Source organism: Paenibacillus sp. ClWae2A (genome assembly GCF_032452295.1).
Classification (GTDB): Bacteria; Bacillota; Bacilli; order Paenibacillales; family Paenibacillaceae; genus Paenibacillus.
Genome location: NZ_JAULSQ010000007.1, coordinates 280,181 through 302,810, shown reverse-complemented (window position 1 = coordinate 302,810; position 22,630 = coordinate 280,181). Strand labels below are relative to the sequence as shown.

The window sequence follows — 22,630 nt, the reverse complement described above, 5'->3', positions numbered from 1 at the left end:
TATGAAACAATTATGCCAAAAGGCATAGGAAATGAGAGCGAAGGTTTTATTTTATCGTCAAAACGAACCAAAATGAAGGTTTACTCCGATCTCCAGAAAGTGGTATCCTCAAATAGAAATACGAACAATATGCGAACAAAATGTAACAATGACACAGGTTGGATTTTAGAAATGACTCTTTGAAGAAGGTAATTCCCCGGATTTTACCGATTTGGAGTGATTCCAAAAGGCAACACCGGGAAATTGAAGACATGTCGTTATTTATTTAGGAAACTGGACAACTCTATGAATAAGAGCGTTTTTCCATCGTGCAAAGAATGATGGAAAAACAAAATGACGTGAACGATAGAGTGAGAGATATGAATGGAGTAAAAAATATTAGAGGAGGAAGATAAATATGGAATTGATGCTGCCCGAATTGGACCGACGCAAAACGCAAACGGCTGTGGAAGCTGCGCTGGAGAAATACCGAATCTATAAAACCATTGCATTTGAAGAACGAGAGGTTATGGTGACGGCAAGTTATGCCGAGCGTTTCCACGGTGCAACCAATGTGACGGGGGATTCCACGGCGAGAACGGCGATCTACAATGTGGACGTGCAGCGCGCGCGTCAGGCATATTGCGATACGATTGATTTTGTTGTGTCCCGGTTGAGTGAAAAGGAACGTGTACTCGTCTGTGAAAGATATCTGAAAGACGATGATGTATTTGACTATAAAGTGTATAACCATGTGTTTGATCCGCCTGTCAGTAAGGATACGTATACGAAGATTCGTACACGTGCTTTCTATAAAATGGCGCTGGCTCTGTCAGATCGAGGTCTGATTAATATGGAGCCTTTGTCTGTGTCCCGCAAAGAGCGACAGAAGCTGGGCTGAGTGAGCGATTGGAGAAGTTGATCCTTTAATATCCAGGGTGGATTGGTTACAATAGTTGAACAAACCACAGTTGGCATTAGCCAAAGGAGAGAAGTCTGCCATGTCGGAAGAAGTCGGAATGCAGGAAATGGTCACGTTGAAGACAATCGCGGAAACGCTCAATACGTCCAATGATCTGAACTTAATGCTGGATACCGTGGTCGGCAAATTACTGGAGTTGACGGGATTAACGGCAGGCTGGATGTTTCTGATTAATGAACGTGGAGACTATACCTGTGTTTCGGATTACAATCTGCCCCCGGCATTAATTCGTAAAGATAAGGAGCCCATGCGAACGGGTACCTGCTGGTGTGTGAACCGCTTCAAGGATGGTCAACTCAATCATGCGGTCAACATCATTAACTGTAAACGGCTGGAGAATGCCGTTGAATTCCAATGGGGAGATACCCATGATATTATCCACCATGCGACCGTTCCGTTAAGGTCAGGTGAGAAGATGCTCGGCCTGCTCAACGTGGCTGCGCCAGCCAAGGAACATTTCAGCGACAGTGAACTGGCGCTGTTACAGGGCGTGGCGTACCAGATTGGTAGTGCGATAGAGCGGATGAGATTGTATCGCGCAGAGCAGCGACGAGCTGATCTGTATGCCAAGCTGGGGGAGTTCAGCACGGCCTTGGGTCTTGCGGTGAACGAATGCAGCAATTCTGATGCTTTTTGTTTAAAAGTTGTACAGCTGCTTGGGCAGCATTATGATTGGCCTTTTGCTACAATCATTCAGCAAAAAAGCGGAATGTTCGTTTTGCAGGCAGCCTATGCAGATGATAAGGTTCAAACGTTATCAAGTACTCCGTTATCTTCAGAAGTGACGAGCCACATGAACCATGTAATCAATAGTCATCGTGCTACATCTCTTTCTGCAATAGAGATCGCTGAGATATTCACCCTGTGCAAGCCTGACCAGACTATGAATTCCATTGCCCCGGGAATTGCTGCTCCCCTTCCGTATCATACGCCAGGGGAAACGGGAATTCTGGTGATCGGAATAGTAACAGCAGATCCTGCGCAGGCAGACCGTGAAGTGCTGGAGGCATTGGCCGAACATATTGCTGCCTCATGGGAGAGTCTGAAGCTGGCGGAGAATCGCCGCGAACTTGCACGACTCGAAGAGAGAAACCGGTTGGCTCGCGATCTGCATGATTCGGTTAATCAGATTTTATTTTCACTATCGTTAACTGCTAAAGGTGCGGAAAGTATGTTATCCGGCTCCGAACAGTTGCACCCGGCAGCGGAAGCGATGAAGGATATTCGGGCTTTGTCTCAGGAAGCTCTCAAGGAAATGCGCGCATTGATTATGCAGCTCCGTCCCGCGGGACTGGAAGCTGGGCTGCTCCATGCGCTACAGGAATACGGCACCAGTCAGGGCCTTCAAGTGGTGATGAATCGGACGGGAATGCGGTCTCTACCGCGTAGTATAGAAGAAGCATTGTGGCGAATCGGGCAGGAAGCGCTGAATAATATACGGAAACATGCTGATGTTACTTCTGCTGAGGTCACCCTCAAGTTAAGTGATCATGAAGTGGTGTTCACCGTCACAGATCAGGGAAAAGGTGGTGCGAAAAGCCCAAAAGCCTCGTCTGGAAGCTCCCTTGGTCTGTCCATTATGAAGGAACGGGCTCAATCGCTCGGGGGCAGCTTAGAAATAGTGAGTTCTTCCCGCAAGGGAACAACAGTAACGGCAGTCATTCCACTTCCGTTCGAATCTGTATAAAGTCAGGGGGAAGAAGAGATGCCGATTACGATTTTGCTCGCAGATGATCATGCGATGGTGAGACGAGGGTTGCACGTTTTTTTGACCACACAGCAAGACATGGAGGTTGTTGGTGAAGCAGCGAACGGGCAGGAAGCACTGGCGCAGGCGGAAGCGTTAAAACCTGACGTGGTATTAATGGATCTGCATATGCCGGTCATGGACGGAATCGAAACAGCCAGACGGCTGCGCACGTTATTGCCAGCAACGCGAATCATTGTTCTCACATCGTTTTCCGATCAGGATCATGTCGTTCCTGCTGTGCGTGCAGGGGTGAAGGGGTATCTACTCAAGGATATTGAACCGGAGGATCTGGCTGTGGCCATTCGCAATGTGCATGCAGGTCAGGTAGAATTGCATCCCGCAGCAGCAGGTCAATTGATGCATGTGATGGCTTCATCCAATTGGTCTATAAATGAACAGCAACCACAGCATATAACGGCAGATCAGTCAGCAGACAGTCAACTTCAAGAGCTGAAGCAGACGAAGAAATCCACTGAAGCGTCCCTAGGCGGTCTGGATATGCTCACTCGCCGTGAACAAGAGGTTTTGGGGCTGATTGCTCAAGGACTGAGCAACAAGGAAATTGCGGTTCAATTGGTCATCACCGAAAAAACGGTCAAAACCCATGTCAGTCATCTGCTGGATAAACTCGGGCTGGCGGATCGGACGCAAGCGGCTCTTCATGCCGTAAGAAACGGCTGGGTCATCTGACCAATTCCGACATATGTTCATACTTAAGTCGTATAAACTCAACCTAAAGGTTGAGTTTTTTGGCATTTCAAGTTAAGTCTATCTGCTGACGATTTGGATGTGGAACAAAGGTAAGATAAGAGTAGAAATAACAGATCGGTTGAAACATGAGAGTTTGGAATATTAAAAAACCAAGGAGAGTGACATGGAATGAATATTGCTATTTTGGCAGGCAGCAATCGGAACAATGCAACCAGTACACGTCTGGGAGAGTATGCTGTGGAGATTATTCGAGGTCAGGGACATCAGGCCAGCCTATTTGATCTGTATCAGACACCACTTCCATTCTACGCGCCAGATGAAAAACAAGCGGATCATGAACATTTGGCAGACCTGCATACACGTATGCTCGCGGCTGATGCCATCATCTTGTCTACACCAGAGTATCACGGCAGTATTAGCGGTGTGCTAAAAAATGCACTGGATCACCTGAGTCAGGTTCATTTCAGCGGCAAGCCCGTCCTGTCCATCAGCTCCTCTGGTGGAGCGGTGGGGGTAAGTTCGCTTTTACAACTGCAAGCGATTGTTCGCAATCTGCATGGCATTAATGCCCAGGAGTGGATTTCCATTGGTGGTGCGCAGCGCAGACGATTCGAAGCAACTTTTGACGGATATGAAGAGTACGAAGGTAGTCAGGATATAGAGGAACGGGTGCAGCGGGTTATTGGATCGTTTTTAAATCTGGCCCAGACGTTAACGAATGCGCGGAATTCAACCATGAGTTGAGAACAAACGAAGATGAAAATCGGAAAAGGAAAAGAGGTTGAGCATTATGATTACAGGCATATTTGAAACACATCTAAACGTGACGGATCTGGAGAGATCCCATCATTTCTATGAAACGGTCCTGGGTTTACCTCATGCCTACGGGCAGAAAGAACGTGGGAACTCCTTCTACTGGATTGGTGGAAAAGGCAATGCCATGCTGGGATTGTGGCAAAAGGAACCTTCCGAGGTGAAGCGTCAGCACTTTGCTTTTCATGTATCTCTCGAGGATATGAAACATGCCGTGGCTCACTTGGAGAACAAAGGGATCAAGACACAGAACTTCCTGAATGATGATATCGGTGAACTGTACGTCTTCGGCTGGATGCCTGCGGTATCTGTATATTTTAACGATCCGGATGGTCATTTGCTTGAATTCATCGCCATGCTCCCGGATGAAGCGAAGCCTGAACTTGGCATGGTGCCATGGGGTCAGTGGGAGGAGATGCAGGAGAAGACCGTATGATGATTGAAGAATTACAGTTATATACAACACGGCTGGAGGACCTCAAGCATTTTTATCGTGATACGTTGGGAATGGAGGTGTCCAATGTGACGGATCAGGCCTTCAACCTGCAGGTTGGAGGGACAAAGATGATTTTCAAACCGTGTGAAACAGATCGTGAGCCCTTTTATCATGTGGCCTGGTCGATTCCGACGAATCGGTTCAAGGAAGCGAAGCAGTGGGCTGCATCACGTGTTGTTTTAAGCAGAGAAGGAGATCGGGATGAGACGTACTCTGCTAACTGGAACTCTCATTCTCTCTATTTCGAAGATCCAGCAGGCAATATTATCGAGCTGATTGCTCATCATCGTATTCAGAATGAGAGTGACCATAACTTCTCTGCTAACGACATAATACAGGTGTGTGAGATTGGACTGGTGACGGAGGATGTTCTGTCTACGGTGAATGAGCTTCAGCGGATTGGACTCACGCGCTGGGGTGAGGTTAGTGATACCTTTGCTCCTGTAGGAGATGTACATGGTTTATTTATTGTGGTGAAGAAGGATCGGACATGGTTTTTCTCCAAGCAAAAAGCAGAGATCTATCCCCTGGAAGTGTCCATTCGTGACGTGGGCAGGCTTCGAATCGGCTAAACTTTGTATTCCGGGGCAAAACGGGCATATGTGGAGCATTTCCATCATGTTATAGAAGTAAACGCTTTATTTATTAATTAGGATATATAAGTTGAACTAAATTTACACTATAACGGAAATTGGAAGGTTGTTCTGTCAGGCTTACACATGATGAAGGGTGGTGGCAACTTGGATCGACGTTTGTTGGAAGATGGACTATCGATAATCGTTTCCAGTAGGGAACGTACAGGAGATCTATGGCACGCCCATTATGGAGCAGGTGCGATTGCGGCATATTTTTGGGTACGGGAAAATCGTCTCACTGCCCTTGCCGCCGGCAGTGTTACCGCCGAAGCAAAAGCCATGCTTCGCCAGCATGGAATCAGCCCTGGTCAGACCTCTCCGATTGGTGAAATGATGCCCAGGGAAGATGCCGAAGCGCGTATTACGGACGCATTGGATCGAACGATTGGAGAGCTGCACTGGGTTGGACACCAGGCCATCTACGGGGCAATCAGTCTGAAAGCCATTCGTGAACTGGATGGATGGGGCACTGCGGAGGATATTGGTCGGCTGGTTGAACTGATCGATTCATTCGATCGAACCATCCCGGGAAGATCCTGGATGAATACAACGATGAAAGAAATTCGCAGTCTGAAGCCGGAAAAGAGAGATGGTTTCCCCGAGATCAAAGATCCAACGCAGTTGTCACGCTTGATTCTGGATGAGCTTGGTGCTTTCCAGACCATATATCACGCGGAAGCGCATCATGATCTGATCGGTCATATGCTGACCTATGGACATGCGCTTAACATATTATATGAATTGGGTTATCCGGCATTATTCCACAAAGGCATCCCACCTTTCCTTACCATGGTGAAGGCACTACGCTTAAGCCGAGATGTGGATATTGAACAGGAGATGCCGACATTGCAATCACCCGTAGACCTGCTGCCACTGGAACGGGCGGAACGATCAGTGGCGCTCCCTCATGAACTGGAATACTGGCTCACCGATAGACGCTCTCGTGACTGGTACGGAGGCCATGTATTCAAATTTCCGTTCAGTTTCTATCATCATGCCAAGAACGGGGAGCCCGTACCGGAAACGTGGGAGAACTTTCGTTATATCATCGCGTGAGATAAAACATACATTTCAGAAGGGGTGTCCGTCATGACGGACACCCCTTCTAGGCATTATTCTGGTCTACCGAATTGTGGTCATCCTGCACCTTTTTAACGGGGCCAAATTTCAAGGATAAAAAGGATCAGCATGACTCTGGACACCAGCATGTATGGTGATTTTGGTACGGGCTGACGAGCTGCCCATATTCCCCAGGAACTCATAAGTGCAATACTCCCCCAGAACATCCATAAGGAGATGCCTTCGGGCGTAAATAGAAAGGACAACTTGGGCAGTCCTCTGTTGCCAGCCCCAAGAAGAACAGTGGTCATATAGACGAGGGCAAGGAAAAACAACTCGAAGAGCAGGGTTTGCAGCCAGAAATAATAGATGTTGAACACTCGTAGCATGATGACTGTGATCAGGATAAACAGGATACCAACGGATAAGAATGTTGCCGCGGTCCATCCAATGAGAGATGTTGTTACAACATCTGTTTCCTGATATAAGATGTACATCGCCAACGCATACATAGCGGGGCCCGCCATATAACTGGTGACAGCAATCCAAAGATAGAAGAAGTACCTTTTTTTCATGGTTATATCCATCCTTTATTGTTCATAGGATTTGAAAGCTACTTATGTCATATAAACATCATCAGGATGGGTTTGGTTGGATTATCGATAGGAGTTTCTCTCGAGAAATCGGCATTTAACCGCCATAGAGACGACCACATTCAGGCGTAATTCATCCCGATTACCATCAGCGCGAGTGATCAAAAGCGGTAAGATGGTATTATCGGATCAGCAGCAAGGAAGACACACCGACAGCTCATACGCTAACGTACAGACCGGCCATGGGGCCGGTTTTTTAATTCGGTGATTGCATCCTTGCCCTGATCGGGTATTAAAGACTAGATATATAAGTTGGACTAACGATTTACACGAGAACGAAGAGGACAGAAATAACCTGAAGAAGCGGAGCTAAAAGCTTTCTGCAAGAAAGCTACTTCGGAAGCATACACTGCGCCTTTATCCACGGATTTCTACCTTTATATAGGTGGATCAAGAAAATCCGGGGATAACAGCGATCGGAAGGTTGTTCTGTCATCGAAGTGGCAAGTGTAAATATTCTGTAGTTCAACTTATATAGATAACAGGAGGCTACGTGATATGAAAACAGTATTGTATGTTCCACTGGATGATCGTCCAGCGAATCTGGATGATGTGATTGTGCAAGGGAAAGCAGCCGGTATCCATATCGTTACACCAAACCTGAGTGATATTAAGAATCGTCTGGACTCGGAGAAAACCGTAGATGGCACAACGCTGCTCGGCACCTCCACGCCGGTTTATGGCAAACCGTCCAAGATTCACAGCTTTATTCTGAAACATGCTGCCAAGGTCGACGGATTCATTATCTCATCCGATATGCTCGCCTATGGCGGTCTGATTGGCAGTCGTCAGCTCCGCGAAGATGGAGGAGGCGCCTATCCTGAGTACGATGAGGAAACCACTCGTTTGCTGGATGTGATTCGCGTGATCAAGCAGAAATACCCACGCAAACCCGTATTTGTAATGGATACCATCATGCGTTTGGCTACAACCTCGTTTGCAGATGGTTTGGCGCTTGATGCATATAATGAGTCCCGTGCGTTGATGCAGCAACCACGTCAGACATACACCGAGTTTGAGGATATTATCGAAGGTTATAACCTGTCCCCGGATGGAGTGGAATATGGGACAACGACCTATTTTGATAAAGAACAGTATTACAATACAAGACAGCATAAATTCAAAACAAATCTGTACATTCTGGATCAGCTGGCTCGCACAGGTTATATCGATTTCCTCGCGGTTGGAGTCGACGATGCCAACACGCAGGGTGTTCAGATCAATGAAATCAAATATGTAGAAGCGCGGATCAATGAATGGCTGGGTGGAACCAATGGGCAAAATCCGGATCGTGCTATCATCTTGCCGGATGCAGATGGTTTGGGGCACGCTTTGGTCGCTCGCATGGCTAACCAGTTGTTCCGAGGCGGCGCGAGGACACGTTACGCATTGAAATATTTTGGTCCTCACGGCAATACCATCATTAACACGTATGAATACATGGATGTACACGAGAATGTGGTTCGTCATGTGGATATTGTAGGGGGTGTGCTTGTAGCAGATTCGGCATATCCTGAACCGGAGGTGGTGACGGATGCGGGTGCTGGCTTGGAAAATGAACAGCTAGTGGCTGTAGCAGCCGATCAAGTTGTCCCGTTTGACATGACCTCCGAACTGGATCGTATGACCAAGGGTCTTCCGGGAAATTCCGGAGAGAACACAGGCATCGACATTGAGATTATTGCCATTACGGCTCTGGATCAGGTGCAGGCTGCGTTGGAGCAATTGACGCTGAATAGTGAGCAAGGTCTGCCTTCGGTGTTGATTGATTTTGTGGGTAAAGGACCAGCGAATGTCGATGTTGCTGAAGCGTTGCTAAACAGTCCATATACCGGACGGGTTCTGGGATACAGTGCCTGGAATACACCGGGCAACAAGATCGGTATTGCCGTAGGAATGGGACAGTCGAGGTACGCGTTGATTACAACAGAGAAGCATGAGCATAAGTTGCGAGATGCTATGAATGCGCATGACTCGTTGTTGTTTAAGCGTTTCTTGAAGGATTATTACTACAAAGCGGTAGCGATTGCGGACATCCGCACGTATTCCCGAGCCCATGCGTTGTATACCAACGTGGCTACACTTTCGGATCAAAATATGTTGCTGTTCAACTCAGAGGAAGACTATGCCCATTTGCAAACATTGCTCCGTGATTTGATGCAGACTTATACCACAGCACTTGCGAATAAGACAGCTTTCCAGACAGGCAATGTGGCGATTAAACAGATCTGTAATGACGAATTGTCTTATGCGACGTATGGCAGTGCGCTGCTGGAATATGAAAATCCCGATTTCATCTGGGGCCGTGCATTTGAGATCACATTGAACCCGCAAGTTACGCTGAACTAAACTGTTATCTCACCATGGGCTCCTCATGTTTGGGATCATCACTGGTATGACTGTACTGCTTAATCTCTCCGTTGTTAAAAATGATATATTGATACTTCGCTTCGAGTTCATCCGCGAATGTTACGGAGGCACCGTAAGGTGCTTCAGAGCTATTTGAAGAGTAGATACCTTGTACGTCGATAAGCTGTGCGGGTGAATAACCTTTCTGCTCAATCAGGTAAGTGGTTACCTGTTGTTCAGCATCATTTTTCTTGAGCGGATTACCAAACAGTCCGAAGTAAGCCCAGCAGGATATCCCGAGTATAAATGCTAAGATGACAAGTGAAGTGATCTTGAATGTTTTACTCATAGGTATTTCTCCTTCTTTTACGTAAGCGACAATGAATTTAATAATGAAATTTTAATATATTTGGATAAATTTATCAATTTACTAATCTTAATGCTTAATTAGTTATTCGTTAAAATGATGATTCCAGAATCGTCTTTTTTCCACCCGAACGACTCCCTTAATCGCACCGAAGTCGTACGGAACACCATCCGCGCTAGGGATGAAAGGGTGTAAGATTGTATTATCGGATCAATAACAAGGGACGCACCGAAAGCACATACGCTAATGTACAGACCGGCCAGGTGGCCGGTCTTTTTGATGCGGTGAATGTAGTCCTGGTACTGGTTCGATAGCAATACAGACTCTGAGTTAAAAGGGGGAGTCTACTGCTGCTGCATTGTCGCTGCACGGTGTGGGCAGATCCAAACTTGCAGCCAAAGGGGGCGAAATGAATGTGTCTATGAGAAATGAAATTAGCACTGCCATGAGCACCAGTAAAATGAGTACGCTCATTAAAAAAACGCTGAAACACAAGCTCGCGGTACTTGTTCCAGATTGGGACGGCCGTGTGCTGGATGTACCCGCGTCAGGAGAAGTGTTGGCTGGGCCTTGTGCCGTGGTTGCGTTTGCCGAAGAGGTGCCTAAGTCTGCTTGGGCGGGATATCGAAGGATTATTAAAATCTCACCATACGCTCGTCCGGAAGATGGTGGTGCTGAACAAGTGGAAGCTTGGTCAACTGATCTAATCAAAGGGTTGCACCAGGTAAGGCTGGTGGATCAAGCAGGTGGGGCATTCACTTGTATCTATCTGGGTTCTTCAGATAGTGATCGGGTGGATGCAGGGTCTGGCGTGGTTACACGCAGTCTGCGGTTCGGAGTGTATGTTCCCGAAGACTGGGGAACTGCTCACGCTGAAACGGGAGATGGATGGCTAGCTGCGCTTCAAGACTGGACACAGTCGGAACTTGGTTCGGGCTGGTCGGTATATGGGGATGTCTGGCCCGGTGGATACGATATGCCGTCTGTGTTATGGCGATTGGCCGGATGCAGCACGTCTGTCGCGGGCACTTCGGCATTGGAAGTTCGACAACAGTGGATTGGGCATGTGCTCACCGATCATCCAGTACTAACACGCCATACCGTTACTCGGTTGGCCCGGCAACTTGCGGTACAATCTCGTCTTGCCGTCAGTGAAACGGGTAGCGAAGAGCACGAAGGTAATATGCGATATATCACAGTGGATGAAGTCACGGCAGATTTACAGGCAGATGCCTATCTGAACGGCCAGATTCGCCTGACGTTGCAACAGCGGATTCGTCGTCCGGGTACGAATGTACCTTTCATCCGTGAGATTCACCATAGCAAAGGTATGGAGTAAACGTTAGTCGAGAGGAACCTTCTATTAGAGGTTGTTCAAAAAGCCCGCTTTTGATTACAAAGGATGCCTAACGGCATCATCAGCATCGAATATGGAATTCAGCCGAAAAAGCATATGCTTACGATGATTGTTTCCTTCGGAAACATGTAGTTGCTCACGTAGTTTTCCCTACGCTCTGCTACTCCATTTCTAACTTCATCCCACCTTCTCGGTACTGAAAACCGATCTTTTTGAACATGCACTTTTAAGAGTGGTTCCAGATTATAGCTTTGAGATGATGGATATAGCTTCAACATTGTAGCTTCAAATTCATAGGTTCATAGGATCGAAAATTCATAGGTCAAGTTTAAAGATCAATGTTCACAAATTTAGTAGTACATCAAATGAGGTGAGATGGCAATGGCAAGCTCAGTGAAAAAAAGCAAACAGACAGCCCCGCGGTATACAAGGGCAGAACTGATGAATCATGCAGAAGCCCTCTTTGCCGTTAAGGCAGAGGTGCTGTACGGTGCGCTGTACGAAGCGGCGCAAGAGACGTTTTCCATAGAAGAAACGCAAGAACGAATTAACCAATTTATGAAAGCGAAGGTGAATGGATAATGGCAGGTGGAACTTGGGAGCAAACGAATCGTCCGGTCCTTCCGGGCTTATATATGAATTTTCAGGCGGCAGCATCTTCGGCCATTCAAGCGGGTACACGGGGAACAGTTGTTGTACCGATTAAGGCCAACTGGGGTCCTGTGGGGACTTTTGTTGAAGTAGGAAGCGAAGCGGCAATTGAACGTATCTATGCGGCGAATGTGCTGGATAACGGTACAGCTTATACATCCTTGAAGCTCGCCCTGTTGGGTGGACCGAAGAAGTTGCTCGCTTATCGGGTAGCAAGTGCTGCGGCCAAAGCAGCTACGCTTACTTTGAAGGACAGCAGTGATGCCAATGTGCTGCAACTGGATGCGAAGTATCCGGGGGATCGTGCGAACGGGTTCTACGTCACCATCCAACCGGGTGTGATTGATAATACGAAGCATGAAGTGCGCCTCTTTGAAGGTAATCGTATGTTGTATGCGCTCCTGACAGCGGATATTACGGCAGCTTCTCTAGCAAAAGAGATTAACGCAGATGAACAAAATGTCTGGGTGACGGCGCAGGCGATTGGCGATGGTGCAGGTGTAGTTGCAACAATTGCGGGTGCGGCATTCAAAGGCGGCGTAAGTGGCAACGATGACCTGACCAATGCAGAATACATTGCTGTACAGGGTGCGCTGGAAGGGGAGCAATTCGACGTCTTGGCTTTGGATCAGGCGGCAGATGCACCTCTGCTTGCGAGTTTTGCGGCATGGGTGAAACGTGTGCGCAGTGAAGGTAAACCGGTGGTGGCTGTATTTGGCGGTTCCGCAGCGGATGACACTTCTGCTACAGCAGCACAAAAAGCGGCAGCACGTTCGCTTACGCTCAACCATGAAGGTGTGATTAATGTCGGTACAGGCGTGCGCCTTGGAGATGCATTCTACAGCTCGGCGGAAACGTCCGCCTATGTTGCGGGACTGATTGCCGGACAACGTCTGAGCCAATCCACAACCTATGCGGCTACTCCGTTCGATGATGTGACACGTCGCTGGACGCGTGCAGAACAGGAGCAGGCAGTACAGAATGGCGTATTTATTTTCTTCCATGATGGACGTCAGGTGAAAGCACTTCGCGGTGTAAACACACTGGTAACGCCAGCCGCTGGACAGAATAATGCGTGGAAAAAAATCCGTTCCATTCGTGTGTTGGATGCGATCAACACGGATTTGCAGCGCTCCGCGGAAGATACGTATATCGGTAAAGTGAACAATACTGAAGAGGGTCGTCAGGCACTGATTAGTGCCATGAAGGCCTATTTGGCGTTGCTCGCACAGAGCAATGTGATTGAAGCTGACGGTTATGATGTCATTCTTGACCCGGCGTACTACGGTGCGGCACCAGTTCTCAAACCGGAAGCAGATCAGGTATTCCTGCAATGGAATGTGAAGCTGACGGATGTGATGGAGCAGTTGTTTGGTACATTTTACGTGCAATAAGGTTGTGTGGAAGGAAAGAACGATATTTTATAATTTCAAGGAGGAAAATATATGTTGGATGCATCAAGAGTAATTCTCGGTACCCATGGTCAGTTGCACATCGATGGTGTGTGGCAGACAAACATTAACAAGTTGGAAGCGAGTGTAGAGATTGAAAAGCGTGAGTTGAATCTGGTCGGTAACGACTGGAAAGTGCACAAAAATGGCGCAAAAAAAGGAACAGGCACAATGACGGGTTACAAAGTCACTTCGGATATGATCCAGCGCGGATTTACCAAATTCGAGATTATTTCGAAGCTGAACGACCCTGAATCGTATGGACACGAGAGTGTTTTGTTGAAAGGTTGCATGGTGGACAAAATCCAGCTTGCCAACTGGACCGCGGGTGAGGAAGTACCGGAAGAAACGGGCTTTACGTTTGAAGGATTTGAGTTGCTGAATCCGATTGTGGCGAACTAAAAAGGACTTTAATGGAGGCCGAGATGATCTCGGTCTCTTTGTTGTCTACTTAAAGCAAATTTAGTATCTACACGATAACGGAGAGGACAGAAATAACGTGAAGAAGCGGAGCGTTCGCCTAAAAGCTTTCTGAAAGAAAGCTGCATCGGAAGCATAGGCTATCCCCGAATTTTCCCTTGAAGAGGGGAATCAAAAAAATCTGGGGATAACAGCGATCGGAAGGTTATTCTGTCATCGGAGTGGCTAGTGTACCATTATGATTGCCAAATGTGAGCAAGAAGGAGATAACGCCCAATGAGTATGAATGAAAATATGTCCGAAGAACAGATTTTGGATCAGTTGTTTGAAGCAGCAGAACGTTTGCCAGAGGAGAATGTGCGCATTCAGCGTCTGGATCTGTTGTTGACCTTGCGTGGACTGACGTCCTCCAAAGTGGATCACATTCGCGAACGCTGTACGATTCGAAAAACGACCAAAGGCCGCACCGAGGAAAAGGTGGATACCGAAACGTTTAACGCACTGCTCATTTCTGAAGCGACGGTGAAATTAAAAGTCCGCAGCCTGGAATTGTCCGGCTGGGGGGATACCCGTATTACTGGCCGTATGAACCTATCTGGTGGAGAACAGGCGGTTCGCCGCATGTTGCTGGCTGGTGAATTGGATGCCGTAGGTGATAAAGTGCTGGAGCTGTCCGGCTTCGGTGTGGAGATTGAAGACCTAAAAAACTGATTCACTCCGGCGGGATGACCACGTTCCTGTATCACATGTGGGTACGTCATCATCTCCGGCCCGGAGAGTTCTGGTCTTTGCCACGCGGGGAGCGCTCGCTGTTAATTGCGTTCTCGGAAGAAGAGATGGCAGCGATAACCTCGCAAATGAATCGATAACAATATAGGGCAGGAGGTGAAAAAATGGCAGAAATGATTGTAGGTTTATCCAAATCCAATGCGGAAATGCGGACAACCCTTCGATACCTGGATCAGATCCAACGCTCAACCGAACGTCTGGGCAGAGTTCGTTATCAGAGTCTGATCAAGGTGAACAATGAGCTGAGAACGACTGGGCGCAGGTTGGAAAGTATATATAGTATGGCTGTTCGAATCAGCAGGCTGCGGATTACACCGACGGTTGATCTGGTTGACCGTGCTACTCCGGCATTAAATGGTTTGTTGAGAAAAATGAAGCAAATCCGATCTAAGATGTTGAATGCTACAGCTAGTGTGCAACTCAAAGTCAGCCACCAGATTTCAGGTGTATCCGTTAATGTGAATTCGCAGCCATTGATCGATGCTTTGAATACAAATACCCAATCTATTAATATGCTGAGTACCAAGCTAGACTCTATCAATATTGGAGCGGCACCAGCGGCCGAAGCGAAACCTAAAACCTTTATGCAAAAGATGAAAGGCATGTTTGATCGTGGGAAATCAATCTCATCTGGTGTGGGGAAAGTCTTTGATGCAAGAAATAGTGGGAAGAAGCTATGGAAAGAAATCACAACACCTGCCACACCAGGGAATAAATTGAAAAAGGCGTTCAAGGTTACAAAACGTGGGGCAAAGTTTGTGAATGATTTCTCGTCCGCAGGGTCCGATTTGATCGGTGGATTCGATGGATTGTGGGGCGATGTAAAAGGTCTCTTTGGTGGAGGTGGAAGCGGGGCAGGAGGGAGTGGTGGGTCTGGCATCATAAGCAAGCTTGGTGGCAACCTCGTTAAAGGAGCGGGAAAATTGTTCGCACCACTCCGTATGTATAACAATATTAAAGAACTTGCAAGCGCCCCACCTGAGGATCGTGCTCGTGCGGTGGGTTCGGTTGCTGGTAATGCAGTAGGAACAGCTATTGGTACCGTACTTGGCAGTGTAATTCCAATTCCGGTGGTTGGGAACATGCTGGGCGGTTCGATAGGCGGTTGGCTGGGTGAAAAGGCAGGCGGTTGGCTGGGTGACAAGGTAGGTGGATTCCTAAAAAACAACGCGGAAGACATCTCAAAAGTAGCAAAATTTGCTTCTGAGGGAGCGAGTTTCGTGGCGGAGAAAACGACGAATTTGTTCAATGGGGTTGCAGGTTTTTTTGGTTTCGGTTCTAAAAAGGAAGAGCAGACTGCCCCAGCCGCAGCGGTCATAACGTCACCCTCAACACCTGTAGCAACGCAGACGCCACCCCCTCCACCGATAGCACCTCAGATGCCGCCTCCATACAGGCCGGCAGTTCTATCGATCACCGGTCCAGAAGCCTACATGAACAATCGATTTGGTTCACCGACGGCTGCGGGTCTTATGGGAACAAGTGTGATGCAATCCCAAGCGGTAGCAATGAATAACGCGGGTCAACCCAATGAGAAAGCTTCGCCGCTCACAGTGCGTATTTCCGAAGAACAGATGAGCAGTCTGGCAGGTTACCTTAAGGATTTCAAAACGGAAACGACGAACCAGATTGCTGTGAATATTGCACCGGGTACGGTACAAGTGACCGTTCGGGAGAACGCTATTGATTATGACGCAGTTTCTCACCAGGTGGGGCAACGGATCTCTAACGAGTTCCGCCGTGCGATGCAAAATCGCAAAACAATTATGGCCTAAGCAGAAAGGAGGCCGCAGATATGTCAGTACTTGAAGATAAAGTAGGTCCTAACAAAATGTCATTTACGTTGAAGGACGGCAACACTCCATTTCAATTCCCAGTGAACCCTGAAGAAGTTAATATTTCCAGGTCTAAGGGATATGAAACGGTCAATATGTTGGAGCATGGCGAGTTTGATTTTGCACAAGGGGAGAAGGTGAAGGAGATCACCTTCTCTTCTTTTTTTCCCCAAAGATTTGATCCGTCCTATTGCATGGATGAAAAATCTTTTCTAGATCCACGTGTGGCGATGAATGTGCTGAACACCTTTCTGATCTCCAAAAAGCCGCTGCGTTTCATCATTTCAGAGACGGGCGTGAACGTGCCTGTTTTTATTGTTTCGCTTAATTCGAGCTTTCGTGGGGGGGAGACAGGGGATATTTATTTCGACCTGACCCTACGCACATGGCGGGATTCCAAGGTGGAAAAGGTGGGCTCTGCGGCATCCGGGAGCAAGTCCGGTTCACGTACCGATCTGAAAAAAAGTAGCAAGACGTACACCGTCAAAGCCGGGGATTCTTTGTCCAAAATAGCTAAGCTTGAACTCGGAAATAGTTCCAAATGGAACGAGATTTACAAGCTCAATACGAAAATCATCGGCAGTGATCCGAACCGGATCAAGCCCGGGCAAAAGCTGGTGATGCCATGACCTACAAGGTCATTGTCGACGACAAATATGACATCACCAAGCTGGTGGAGACCATTACGCTGAAGGACTCGCTCGACCAGATTGCGTATCAGGCCAACATCCGGCTGGCAGTGTCTGCATCTTCCGGTCTGCCTTCGATCTCACCGGGTATGGCGGTGCGGATTAGCGGGGTTCCTTTTGGCGAAAAATCCATGGTTCACTTGCTGCATCCTGCGGTCATCTGGGAGGTGGAAAGCTCGAACAGCGGCACCAAGCGGCTGTCTCTCACGGTATACGACCGGATGATCTATCTGGAAAAATCGGAGGACGAGTTCCTATTGCCGAAGGACCAGACGGCTACGCAGCGACTTAAAACCTACGCGAAAGAGTGGAAGATTCCATACGCTACACTGCCGGATACCAAGACAAAGCTGGGAAAAGCCGTGTATCGGTCACAGACGATCTTCTCGATGATGTTTGCCGATCTGAAAGAAACGGCGAAGTCCGGCGGGGACATGTACCATCCACGGATGACACCTGGTGGGCTGCAGCTATTCAAGGTCGGAAGTAATGCAAAGGTGTATGAACTTGATCGACTAATTGATCTGACCCAGATGCGTACGCTCGAAGGGGCGGTTACCAAAGTTAAAGTGATGGCAGCGTCGGAGTCCGGTGGTAGTGGCAAAGAGGTACCTTCGAAAGTGCTGGCGATTGAGCAGAGTGATACGGAGCAGCTAGGTACGTTGCAAAAACTGATCGAGGATGATCAGGTGAAAACAGCCGCCGCCGCGAAGAAGCTGGCAAAAAGCAAGCTGACAGGTATTCAGGAGACGTTTACAATCTCCGCTCCGGATATCAATACGATTCGCGCCGGAGATGCGGTCACGCTGAAAGGTCTGAAGCTGATCGTGATGTCGGTCAGCCGTGATCTGTCAGCCGGGCCTGGTACGATGACGTTGGAACTGGGGACGGCTGAGCTGATGAAAAGGAGGTATTACCTTGAATAAAGATGATCCGTATGGGCATTTTGCCGACGTCATGCGGGGCGCGATGAGCACACATTCCCGTCAGGCCGTGAGCGGTCTGGGAGCAGTACTGGGTACGATGACTTCATCCGGTGTGAAACTGGATGATTTCAAGCACGAAGTACAGGATTACCTCGTGGCCGAGTTGCCGGGCACGCTTGGACTGCCGGAGCGCGAGGCTGCTGGCGCGATTTCCGGTATATCTGACGTGGCAAACGGCGGAACGACGGGCACGGGACGGTTTCTTTTGCAAAAAGAGGAAGTGGAAGAAGCGGTGTGGTCTCTTGGTAAGGGATTAAAAGCGGGAGACCGCGTACTGGCGATGCGGGTGAATGGCGGTAACGACATTGTGGTGCTGTGTAAGGTGGTGAGTGCGCATGCCTAGTTTGTTCCCGGAAACGGGTGTGGTCTGGGGAGATGAGGAGGATCTGTCGGGGGCGGATTCGGAAGAGGTACGCTTTGGACGAAGCTGGCGATTTGATTACGAAGCAGGGGATTTTGTGCTGACCCCAAGTGGCAAAGTTGCTGGGGCTGGTGGACATGAAGCTTGGGTGCAGTGGTGCATTAAGGCCGTGAAAACGCCAAGGTACAGACATGTGATTTACTCCCGGAACTATGGTTCGGAGCTGGAGGATCTGGTGGGGCAGGGTGACAGTCGGGGCGTGATGGAAAGTGAGATTACCCGGATGGTGACGGAGACGTTGCTGGCTGATCCACGCACGGATTCGGTAGACCAGTTTACATTCGATTGGAATCGGGAGCAGTGCATGTTCTCTTGCCGGGTGGCGAGTGTGCAGGAAGAGATGTTTATTCTGGAAAGTGAGGTGATCTGACGGGATGGCTGAGATTCCGCGTTATTTGGAGGACCAGACGGAGGAACAGATTATGCAGCGTATGCTGGATCGTCTGCCCGCGGATCTGGATAAGTCGGAGGGTTCGTTTCTGTGGGATGCGGAGGCTCCGGTTGCATTTATGCTGTCTGAGGCGGCGTTGTGGGCGCAGGAATTACTGCGGCGCGGGTTTGCAAGTACGGCTGCGAGCAGTGATCCGAATTTTCGTTCGGAAGAGCTGGATCTGCGGGCGGGAGAGCACGGCATTACTCGGCGGGCCGCGGTGGCGGCGCAGGGTACGGTGAGGTTCATGGGTACGCCGGGGAAAGTGGTGCCTGCGGGAACGGTCGTGGCTACGCTCGCGGATGAAGTATCTGCTGAAGCTTCGCTCGAATATGAGACAGTGGGACGTTTGGAACTGGATGCTGAGGGCTCCGGGGTGGTAGGTGTGCGAGCGCTAGTTGCCGGAAAAGAGAGCAATGTGCCTGCGGGCACGGTAACGGTGCTGTCTACACCTGTAGGTGGCGTGACCTCTGTCACGAACGTTGAGGTGATCAAAGGCGGTGCAGATATTGAGGCCGATACAGCGTTGCTGGAACGTTTTTATGCCAAAGTCCGCAACCAAGGAACCAGCGGCAACAAATCGCAATATGTGCAATGGGCCAGTGAAGTGCCAGGTGTTGGTGCAACGCGTGTTATTCCGTTATGGCAGGGGCCGGGCACGGTGGGATTGTATCTGCTGGATACGGACAAACGTGCTGCGGGTACCGATCTGGTGGCGGCCGTACAGAAGTACGTCGATCCAACTCAGGATGGACAAGGTGAAGGTGTTGCGCCGGCTGGGCCAGTGGTATCCGTGATGCCAGCTGAGGAAGTGCCGATGAACATTCAGGTAAAGCTGACGCTGGCAAGTGATGCAACGTTGGCTGATGTGCGGGCACTGATCGAACGCGGGGTGATCGCGTATTTGAAACAGTTGGCTTTTGCCGATCCGCTCGTTCGTTACACCCGTATTGCAGCAATCTTGCTGGATATTCCTCCGATTATCGACTATTCGGAGCTGACCGTGAACGGTGTGAGCGACCAGAATATTGAGATGACCGCGAGTCAGGTGGCCGTGCTGGGGACGGTGGATGTGCATGAGTAGTGTTGGACAGATGGTGGATGAGGAAGTTATTAGCGAGTGCGGAGACCTAGGAAGATTGGGAGAAATACCTGGTTCCGGGTTGGAGCTTGTGAACGAGACGCTCCATGTTGATGTGAAAGGAAGGGAGGGGACAGAGCATGAGTGCTCCTTCTATTGTAGATGCTGGACTGACGAGTGAGAAAGGGCGGGAGCTATTCTCTTATTTGCCAAGGTATTACGAGACTTCGCGTGTCATGCAGGCGGATATGCAGGCCAAAGGCACCGAGATGGATCTGCTGTACCAGGCGTTGGATGAGACGTTGGAGCAGTTTTTTGTCCGTACAGCGACGTGGGGGCTGGACTTCTGGGAAGAAGAGCTTGGCATTGAGACGGATCGTCTAAAACCTGTGGAACAGAGGCGTGCCGTAGTGGAGTCGAAGCTGCGTGGTGCCGGAAAGTTTTCGGGGAGACAAGTTGTGAATGTGGCTGAGGCATATGCCGGGGGAAAAGTGGATGTAACATTTCAGCCGGAAGCGTGGAGTTTTACGGTGAGCTTTGTGGATACGATGGGCACACCGCCCAATATCGATGATTTGAAACGGGCCATTGAAGAACTGAAACCGGCCCATATGGCCGTGGAGTATAAATATCGTTATCTGGTCTGGGACGATCTGGACGACAAACAGATGACATGGGACGAACTCGATGCCGCGTTCTTGACGTGGAATGAACTGGAGGTGTGGGCGTAATGCCAAAAGAAACAGATCGACTGAAATTGCCTCTTCCCTTGGGGAACGAGAATGTGACCCGGGAGAGTATTAACAGGATTTTTGAAATGATTGACGCAGGCGTTGCAACACGTGAATCCATACTTATACCTGCGGAATCTGATCTTAATAGCTATATTACAGAAGGGGAATATTATTGTCCTGCTAATGCTACTGTAGAAACCTTGCTTAATTCCCCAACAGGAGAGGCATTTCACTTGACAGTCAAGCCGCATGCGGGAGTGTTGCAAACCCTGACCACCTTCCAGCCTGGCAACTTAGAGGTGTTCCAAAGAAACTACTATTTCGGATGGGGGCCGTGGAAGAAAGTACCTACAAGAGACGAACTTGAAGAAATGCTGCCCGAAGCAGATGAAAACGCTCTGGAAATTGTAAATACAGCAGTGTCACCTATCATTAAAACTTCTTCCGCCAACCTCGTTAAAAATTCAGCCGCAAATTTAGGGTTGAGTTTGTGGGCGAATGTCGGTTCTTACTTGCCTTGGGACTACCTGGTCGGGAGCAAGGTTTTGAATTACTTTAGGGCAAGTACAGCTGTAGCAAGTGGTCAATCTGCAATTTTGGAATCTCAAAACATCGTGGTTAGTCCTGGTACGTATAGGTTGCAAGCTGCTTACTATTCTCAAAGCATGACAACCGGGAATATGAGATTAGACGTTCTTAATGCATCAACGGACGGTTTGATATTCTCACTCCCGGCAAACCTCAACTCAGCATGGCATCGAAAGTCTGAAATATTAACAGTCCCAGCAGGGGTATTCACCGTCAAGTTACGTTTAGTTGTTGATGGACCTGTAACAAACACAACTAAAGCAATAAGCAGAATCAAACTTTCAGAAGGTTCAGCCGATGTTCCTTACAGCGCTGAAGCTGATGATCTGGCACTGTATGAGATTGCATCAAAACCGAAGCCGAAAACATGGGGGGCGTTGTAAATGCCTGATGTAATTAAATTACTGGCAAGTGATGTCGTGCCTAGTTCTAGTTTTACAAACATATACACCGTTCCGACATCTACAAGTACAATCCTTAAATCATTTATTCTGTGCAACGTATCAACGGCAGAAATTAGTGTGTTTGTACGGTTGAATGGTACAAGTATACTGAACGGTTTTAAAATCAAAGCTGGTGATACAATAGTCGTTCCAGTAGTTGACCAAGTGATGTCAGCAGGAGAGAGCATTTCTATCGCCGCAACTATAGCGCTGGTTAACTTCTACATTTGTGGGGTTGAGTACACAACAAACGACCAAAACAGTGATTATTATTATTCGAAAATGTTGGGTCGCGGTAGTATACCTTCAGGGTCAACCGTTTCCACTATTGTCAATGCTGTATCCAACAGTAAAAGGTTGCTTAAAGGGTTGATCGTCTGCAATGGGAACGCATCGGCTAACAAATTAGACTTGTGGATAGCTGGACGGTCTTTGATTTCGCAATACCCAATAAAACCAGGCGACACAATCCTTATACCAACTATGGATGCAATTTTAGAACCTAATGCCAAAGTGGAGGCCGCTTCATCCCTGGGCCTATCGTTTTATCTTTCGGGAAAAGAGGTGACCTGATGCCGACACTTGATAATTACTCATTAGGCAATTACGGGTTGGGTGGTCCAGGCTGGATGAAATATGCAACAGGGAATATAAATGGTGCTAATCTAATTTCATTGACAGTGACAGGCTTGAATTTCAAACCCCGAATTATTGTTATAGACGTCCGAGGTATAGGGTTAAGTGGTAACAATTTAGACATCCTCCGTAAATGTTATGTAGCTGACACAGGTTACCCGGATTTAAACTCAGGCACAATGATTTCTACAATAGGCGGAAATGGTTCAGGAAGCAGTAGAAGTACTGGGGGGTGGGCGATAGATAATGGGAGCTTTAGCACAAGAATATACGATGGTGGGACAGGAAACTTAACTTGGTGGGCATTCGAATAACGCATAACTTT

The 22,630-nt window shown here is 48.4% G+C and carries 25 protein-coding genes; 23 read left to right on the top strand and 2 right to left on the bottom strand.

The window, feature by feature from the left end:
* Positions 1 to 397: 397 nt before the first annotated feature.
* The 7 genes from QVE09_RS21150 to QVE09_RS21120 all read left to right on the top strand — a co-directional run bounded on the left by QVE09_RS21150 (position 398) and on the right by QVE09_RS21120 (position 6,422).
* Positions 398 to 880 (top strand): ArpU family phage packaging/lysis transcriptional regulator, encoded by a 483-nt coding sequence (locus tag QVE09_RS21150; protein WP_017690187.1) that lies wholly within the window; start codon positions 398 to 400, stop codon positions 878 to 880.
* Positions 881 to 935: 55 nt separating this feature from the next.
* Positions 936 to 2,648 carry a GAF domain-containing sensor histidine kinase gene (locus QVE09_RS21145; protein ID WP_315938371.1) on the top strand — a complete coding sequence of 571 codons (1,713 nt, stop codon included), beginning with the start codon at positions 936 to 938 and terminating at the stop codon, positions 2,646 to 2,648.
* Positions 2,649 to 2,666: 18 nt separating this feature from the next.
* The gene (locus tag QVE09_RS21140) at positions 2,667 to 3,401 is read left to right on the top strand and encodes a response regulator (RefSeq protein ID WP_315938370.1); all 735 of its coding nucleotides are present in this window, start codon (positions 2,667 to 2,669) and stop codon (positions 3,399 to 3,401) included.
* 189 nt (positions 3,402 to 3,590) lie between these two features.
* Positions 3,591 to 4,166, top strand: a complete 576-nt coding sequence (locus QVE09_RS21135) for an NADPH-dependent FMN reductase (protein ID WP_315938369.1) — start codon at positions 3,591 to 3,593, stop codon at positions 4,164 to 4,166.
* 46 nt (positions 4,167 to 4,212) lie between these two features.
* Positions 4,213 to 4,671, top strand: coding sequence for a VOC family protein (locus QVE09_RS21130; RefSeq protein ID WP_315938368.1), 459 nt, complete (start codon positions 4,213 to 4,215; stop codon positions 4,669 to 4,671).
* A complete protein-coding gene (locus QVE09_RS21125) occupies positions 4,668 to 5,303 on the top strand; it encodes a VOC family protein (RefSeq protein ID WP_315938367.1) in 636 nt (211 codons plus the stop codon). Before QVE09_RS21130 ends, QVE09_RS21125 begins: the two co-directional genes overlap by 4 nt.
* Positions 5,304 to 5,471: 168 nt before the next feature.
* Entirely contained in the window at positions 5,472 to 6,422 is a 951-nt protein-coding gene (locus tag QVE09_RS21120; protein WP_315938366.1) for a hypothetical protein, read from the top strand.
* 95 nt (positions 6,423 to 6,517) lie between these two features.
* Here QVE09_RS21120 and QVE09_RS21115 read toward each other — a convergent pair whose 3' ends face one another.
* The gene (locus QVE09_RS21115) at positions 6,518 to 7,000 is read right to left on the bottom strand and encodes a hypothetical protein (protein ID WP_315938365.1); all 483 of its coding nucleotides are present in this window, start codon (positions 6,998 to 7,000) and stop codon (positions 6,518 to 6,520) included.
* 576 nt (positions 7,001 to 7,576) lie between these two features.
* Here QVE09_RS21115 and QVE09_RS21110 point away from each other — a divergent pair.
* On the top strand, positions 7,577 to 9,427 hold the full coding sequence (locus tag QVE09_RS21110) for a DUF4127 family protein (protein ID WP_315938364.1): 1,851 nt from the start codon (positions 7,577 to 7,579) through the stop codon (positions 9,425 to 9,427).
* 4 nt (positions 9,428 to 9,431) lie between these two features.
* Here the strand turns inward: QVE09_RS21110 and QVE09_RS21105 are convergent, their stop codons facing one another.
* Positions 9,432 to 9,776, bottom strand: coding sequence for a YfjL-like protein (locus QVE09_RS21105; protein WP_315938363.1), 345 nt, complete (start codon positions 9,774 to 9,776; stop codon positions 9,432 to 9,434).
* Between the two features lie 433 nt (positions 9,777 to 10,209).
* On the opposite strand from QVE09_RS21105, the gene QVE09_RS21100 reads away from it, so the two are divergent.
* From QVE09_RS21100 to QVE09_RS21030, 15 genes are all read left to right on the top strand, one after another.
* Positions 10,210 to 11,133, top strand: coding sequence for a hypothetical protein (locus QVE09_RS21100; protein WP_315938362.1), 924 nt, complete (start codon positions 10,210 to 10,212; stop codon positions 11,131 to 11,133).
* 399 nt (positions 11,134 to 11,532) lie between these two features.
* The gene (locus tag QVE09_RS21095; RefSeq protein ID WP_315938361.1) at positions 11,533 to 11,733 is read left to right on the top strand and encodes a YqzN/YkzM domain-containing protein; all 201 of its coding nucleotides are present in this window, start codon (positions 11,533 to 11,535) and stop codon (positions 11,731 to 11,733) included.
* Positions 11,733 to 13,196 carry a phage tail sheath subtilisin-like domain-containing protein gene (locus tag QVE09_RS21090; RefSeq protein ID WP_315938360.1) on the top strand — a complete coding sequence of 488 codons (1,464 nt, stop codon included), beginning with the start codon at positions 11,733 to 11,735 and terminating at the stop codon, positions 13,194 to 13,196. The genes QVE09_RS21095 and QVE09_RS21090 overlap by 1 nt, the downstream gene beginning before the upstream one ends.
* 51 nt (positions 13,197 to 13,247) lie before the next feature.
* On the top strand, positions 13,248 to 13,655 hold the full coding sequence (locus tag QVE09_RS21085; RefSeq protein ID WP_124117078.1) for a phage tail tube protein: 408 nt from the start codon (positions 13,248 to 13,250) through the stop codon (positions 13,653 to 13,655).
* A gap of 294 nt (positions 13,656 to 13,949) precedes the next feature.
* The gene (locus tag QVE09_RS21080; RefSeq protein ID WP_315938359.1) at positions 13,950 to 14,384 is read left to right on the top strand and encodes a phage tail assembly chaperone; all 435 of its coding nucleotides are present in this window, start codon (positions 13,950 to 13,952) and stop codon (positions 14,382 to 14,384) included.
* Positions 14,385 to 14,566: 182 nt separating this feature from the next.
* A complete protein-coding gene (locus tag QVE09_RS21075) occupies positions 14,567 to 16,237 on the top strand; it encodes a hypothetical protein (protein ID WP_315938358.1) in 1,671 nt (556 codons plus the stop codon).
* A 56-nt stretch (positions 16,238 to 16,293) separates the two neighbouring features.
* Positions 16,294 to 16,926 carry a LysM peptidoglycan-binding domain-containing protein gene (locus tag QVE09_RS21070; RefSeq protein ID WP_315938394.1) on the top strand — a complete coding sequence of 211 codons (633 nt, stop codon included), beginning with the start codon at positions 16,294 to 16,296 and terminating at the stop codon, positions 16,924 to 16,926.
* Positions 16,923 to 17,912 (top strand): XkdQ/YqbQ family protein, encoded by a 990-nt coding sequence (locus QVE09_RS21065; protein WP_315938357.1) that lies wholly within the window; start codon positions 16,923 to 16,925, stop codon positions 17,910 to 17,912. Before QVE09_RS21070 ends, QVE09_RS21065 begins: the two co-directional genes overlap by 4 nt.
* Positions 17,905 to 18,315 carry a hypothetical protein gene (locus tag QVE09_RS21060; RefSeq protein ID WP_315938356.1) on the top strand — a complete coding sequence of 137 codons (411 nt, stop codon included), beginning with the start codon at positions 17,905 to 17,907 and terminating at the stop codon, positions 18,313 to 18,315. The genes QVE09_RS21065 and QVE09_RS21060 overlap by 8 nt, the downstream gene beginning before the upstream one ends.
* Positions 18,308 to 18,763 carry a DUF2634 domain-containing protein gene (locus QVE09_RS21055; RefSeq protein WP_315938355.1) on the top strand — a complete coding sequence of 152 codons (456 nt, stop codon included), beginning with the start codon at positions 18,308 to 18,310 and terminating at the stop codon, positions 18,761 to 18,763. The genes QVE09_RS21060 and QVE09_RS21055 overlap by 8 nt, the downstream gene beginning before the upstream one ends.
* A gap of 4 nt (positions 18,764 to 18,767) precedes the next feature.
* Positions 18,768 to 19,907, top strand: a complete 1,140-nt coding sequence (locus tag QVE09_RS21050) for a baseplate J/gp47 family protein (RefSeq protein ID WP_315938354.1) — start codon at positions 18,768 to 18,770, stop codon at positions 19,905 to 19,907.
* Between the two features lie 137 nt (positions 19,908 to 20,044).
* A complete protein-coding gene (locus QVE09_RS21045) occupies positions 20,045 to 20,635 on the top strand; it encodes a YmfQ family protein (protein ID WP_315938353.1) in 591 nt (196 codons plus the stop codon).
* On the top strand, positions 20,635 to 21,609 hold the full coding sequence (locus tag QVE09_RS21040; protein WP_315938352.1) for a hypothetical protein: 975 nt from the start codon (positions 20,635 to 20,637) through the stop codon (positions 21,607 to 21,609). Before QVE09_RS21045 ends, QVE09_RS21040 begins: the two co-directional genes overlap by 1 nt.
* Entirely contained in the window at positions 21,610 to 22,242 is a 633-nt protein-coding gene (locus QVE09_RS21035) for a hypothetical protein (protein WP_315938351.1), read from the top strand. It abuts the gene before it with no gap.
* Entirely contained in the window at positions 22,242 to 22,619 is a 378-nt protein-coding gene (locus tag QVE09_RS21030) for a hypothetical protein (protein ID WP_315938350.1), read from the top strand. The genes QVE09_RS21035 and QVE09_RS21030 overlap by 1 nt, the downstream gene beginning before the upstream one ends.
* The last annotated feature ends 11 nt before the right edge of the window (positions 22,620 to 22,630 follow it).

Bases quoted from the DNA above. Each gene is read 5' to 3' on its own strand.
- QVE09_RS21150 (WP_017690187.1), top strand. From the start codon at position 398: ATGGAATTGATGCTGCCCGAATTGGACCGACGCAAAACGCAAACGGCT.
- QVE09_RS21140 (WP_315938370.1), top strand. From the start codon at position 2,667: ATGCCGATTACGATTTTGCTCGCAGATGATCATGCGATGGTGAGACGA.
- QVE09_RS21135 (WP_315938369.1), top strand. From the start codon at position 3,591: ATGAATATTGCTATTTTGGCAGGCAGCAATCGGAACAATGCAACCAGT.
- QVE09_RS21130 (WP_315938368.1), top strand. From the start codon at position 4,213: ATGATTACAGGCATATTTGAAACACATCTAAACGTGACGGATCTGGAG.
- QVE09_RS21125 (WP_315938367.1), top strand. From the start codon at position 4,668: ATGATGATTGAAGAATTACAGTTATATACAACACGGCTGGAGGACCTC.
- QVE09_RS21115 (WP_315938365.1), bottom strand. From the start codon at position 7,000: ATGAAAAAAAGGTACTTCTTCTATCTTTGGATTGCTGTCACCAGTTAT.
- QVE09_RS21110 (WP_315938364.1), top strand. From the start codon at position 7,577: ATGAAAACAGTATTGTATGTTCCACTGGATGATCGTCCAGCGAATCTG.
- QVE09_RS21105 (WP_315938363.1), bottom strand. From the start codon at position 9,776: ATGAGTAAAACATTCAAGATCACTTCACTTGTCATCTTAGCATTTATA.
- QVE09_RS21095 (WP_315938361.1), top strand. From the start codon at position 11,533: ATGGCAAGCTCAGTGAAAAAAAGCAAACAGACAGCCCCGCGGTATACA.
- QVE09_RS21090 (WP_315938360.1), top strand. From the start codon at position 11,733: ATGGCAGGTGGAACTTGGGAGCAAACGAATCGTCCGGTCCTTCCGGGC.
- QVE09_RS21085 (WP_124117078.1), top strand. From the start codon at position 13,248: ATGTTGGATGCATCAAGAGTAATTCTCGGTACCCATGGTCAGTTGCAC.
- QVE09_RS21080 (WP_315938359.1), top strand. From the start codon at position 13,950: ATGAGTATGAATGAAAATATGTCCGAAGAACAGATTTTGGATCAGTTG.
- QVE09_RS21075 (WP_315938358.1), top strand. From the start codon at position 14,567: ATGGCAGAAATGATTGTAGGTTTATCCAAATCCAATGCGGAAATGCGG.
- QVE09_RS21070 (WP_315938394.1), top strand. From the start codon at position 16,294: ATGTCATTTACGTTGAAGGACGGCAACACTCCATTTCAATTCCCAGTG.
- QVE09_RS21065 (WP_315938357.1), top strand. From the start codon at position 16,923: ATGACCTACAAGGTCATTGTCGACGACAAATATGACATCACCAAGCTG.
- QVE09_RS21055 (WP_315938355.1), top strand. From the start codon at position 18,308: ATGCCTAGTTTGTTCCCGGAAACGGGTGTGGTCTGGGGAGATGAGGAG.
- QVE09_RS21050 (WP_315938354.1), top strand. From the start codon at position 18,768: ATGGCTGAGATTCCGCGTTATTTGGAGGACCAGACGGAGGAACAGATT.
- QVE09_RS21045 (WP_315938353.1), top strand. From the start codon at position 20,045: ATGAGTGCTCCTTCTATTGTAGATGCTGGACTGACGAGTGAGAAAGGG.
- QVE09_RS21040 (WP_315938352.1), top strand. From the start codon at position 20,635: ATGCCAAAAGAAACAGATCGACTGAAATTGCCTCTTCCCTTGGGGAAC.
- QVE09_RS21035 (WP_315938351.1), top strand. From the start codon at position 21,610: ATGCCTGATGTAATTAAATTACTGGCAAGTGATGTCGTGCCTAGTTCT.
- QVE09_RS21030 (WP_315938350.1), top strand. From the start codon at position 22,242: ATGCCGACACTTGATAATTACTCATTAGGCAATTACGGGTTGGGTGGT.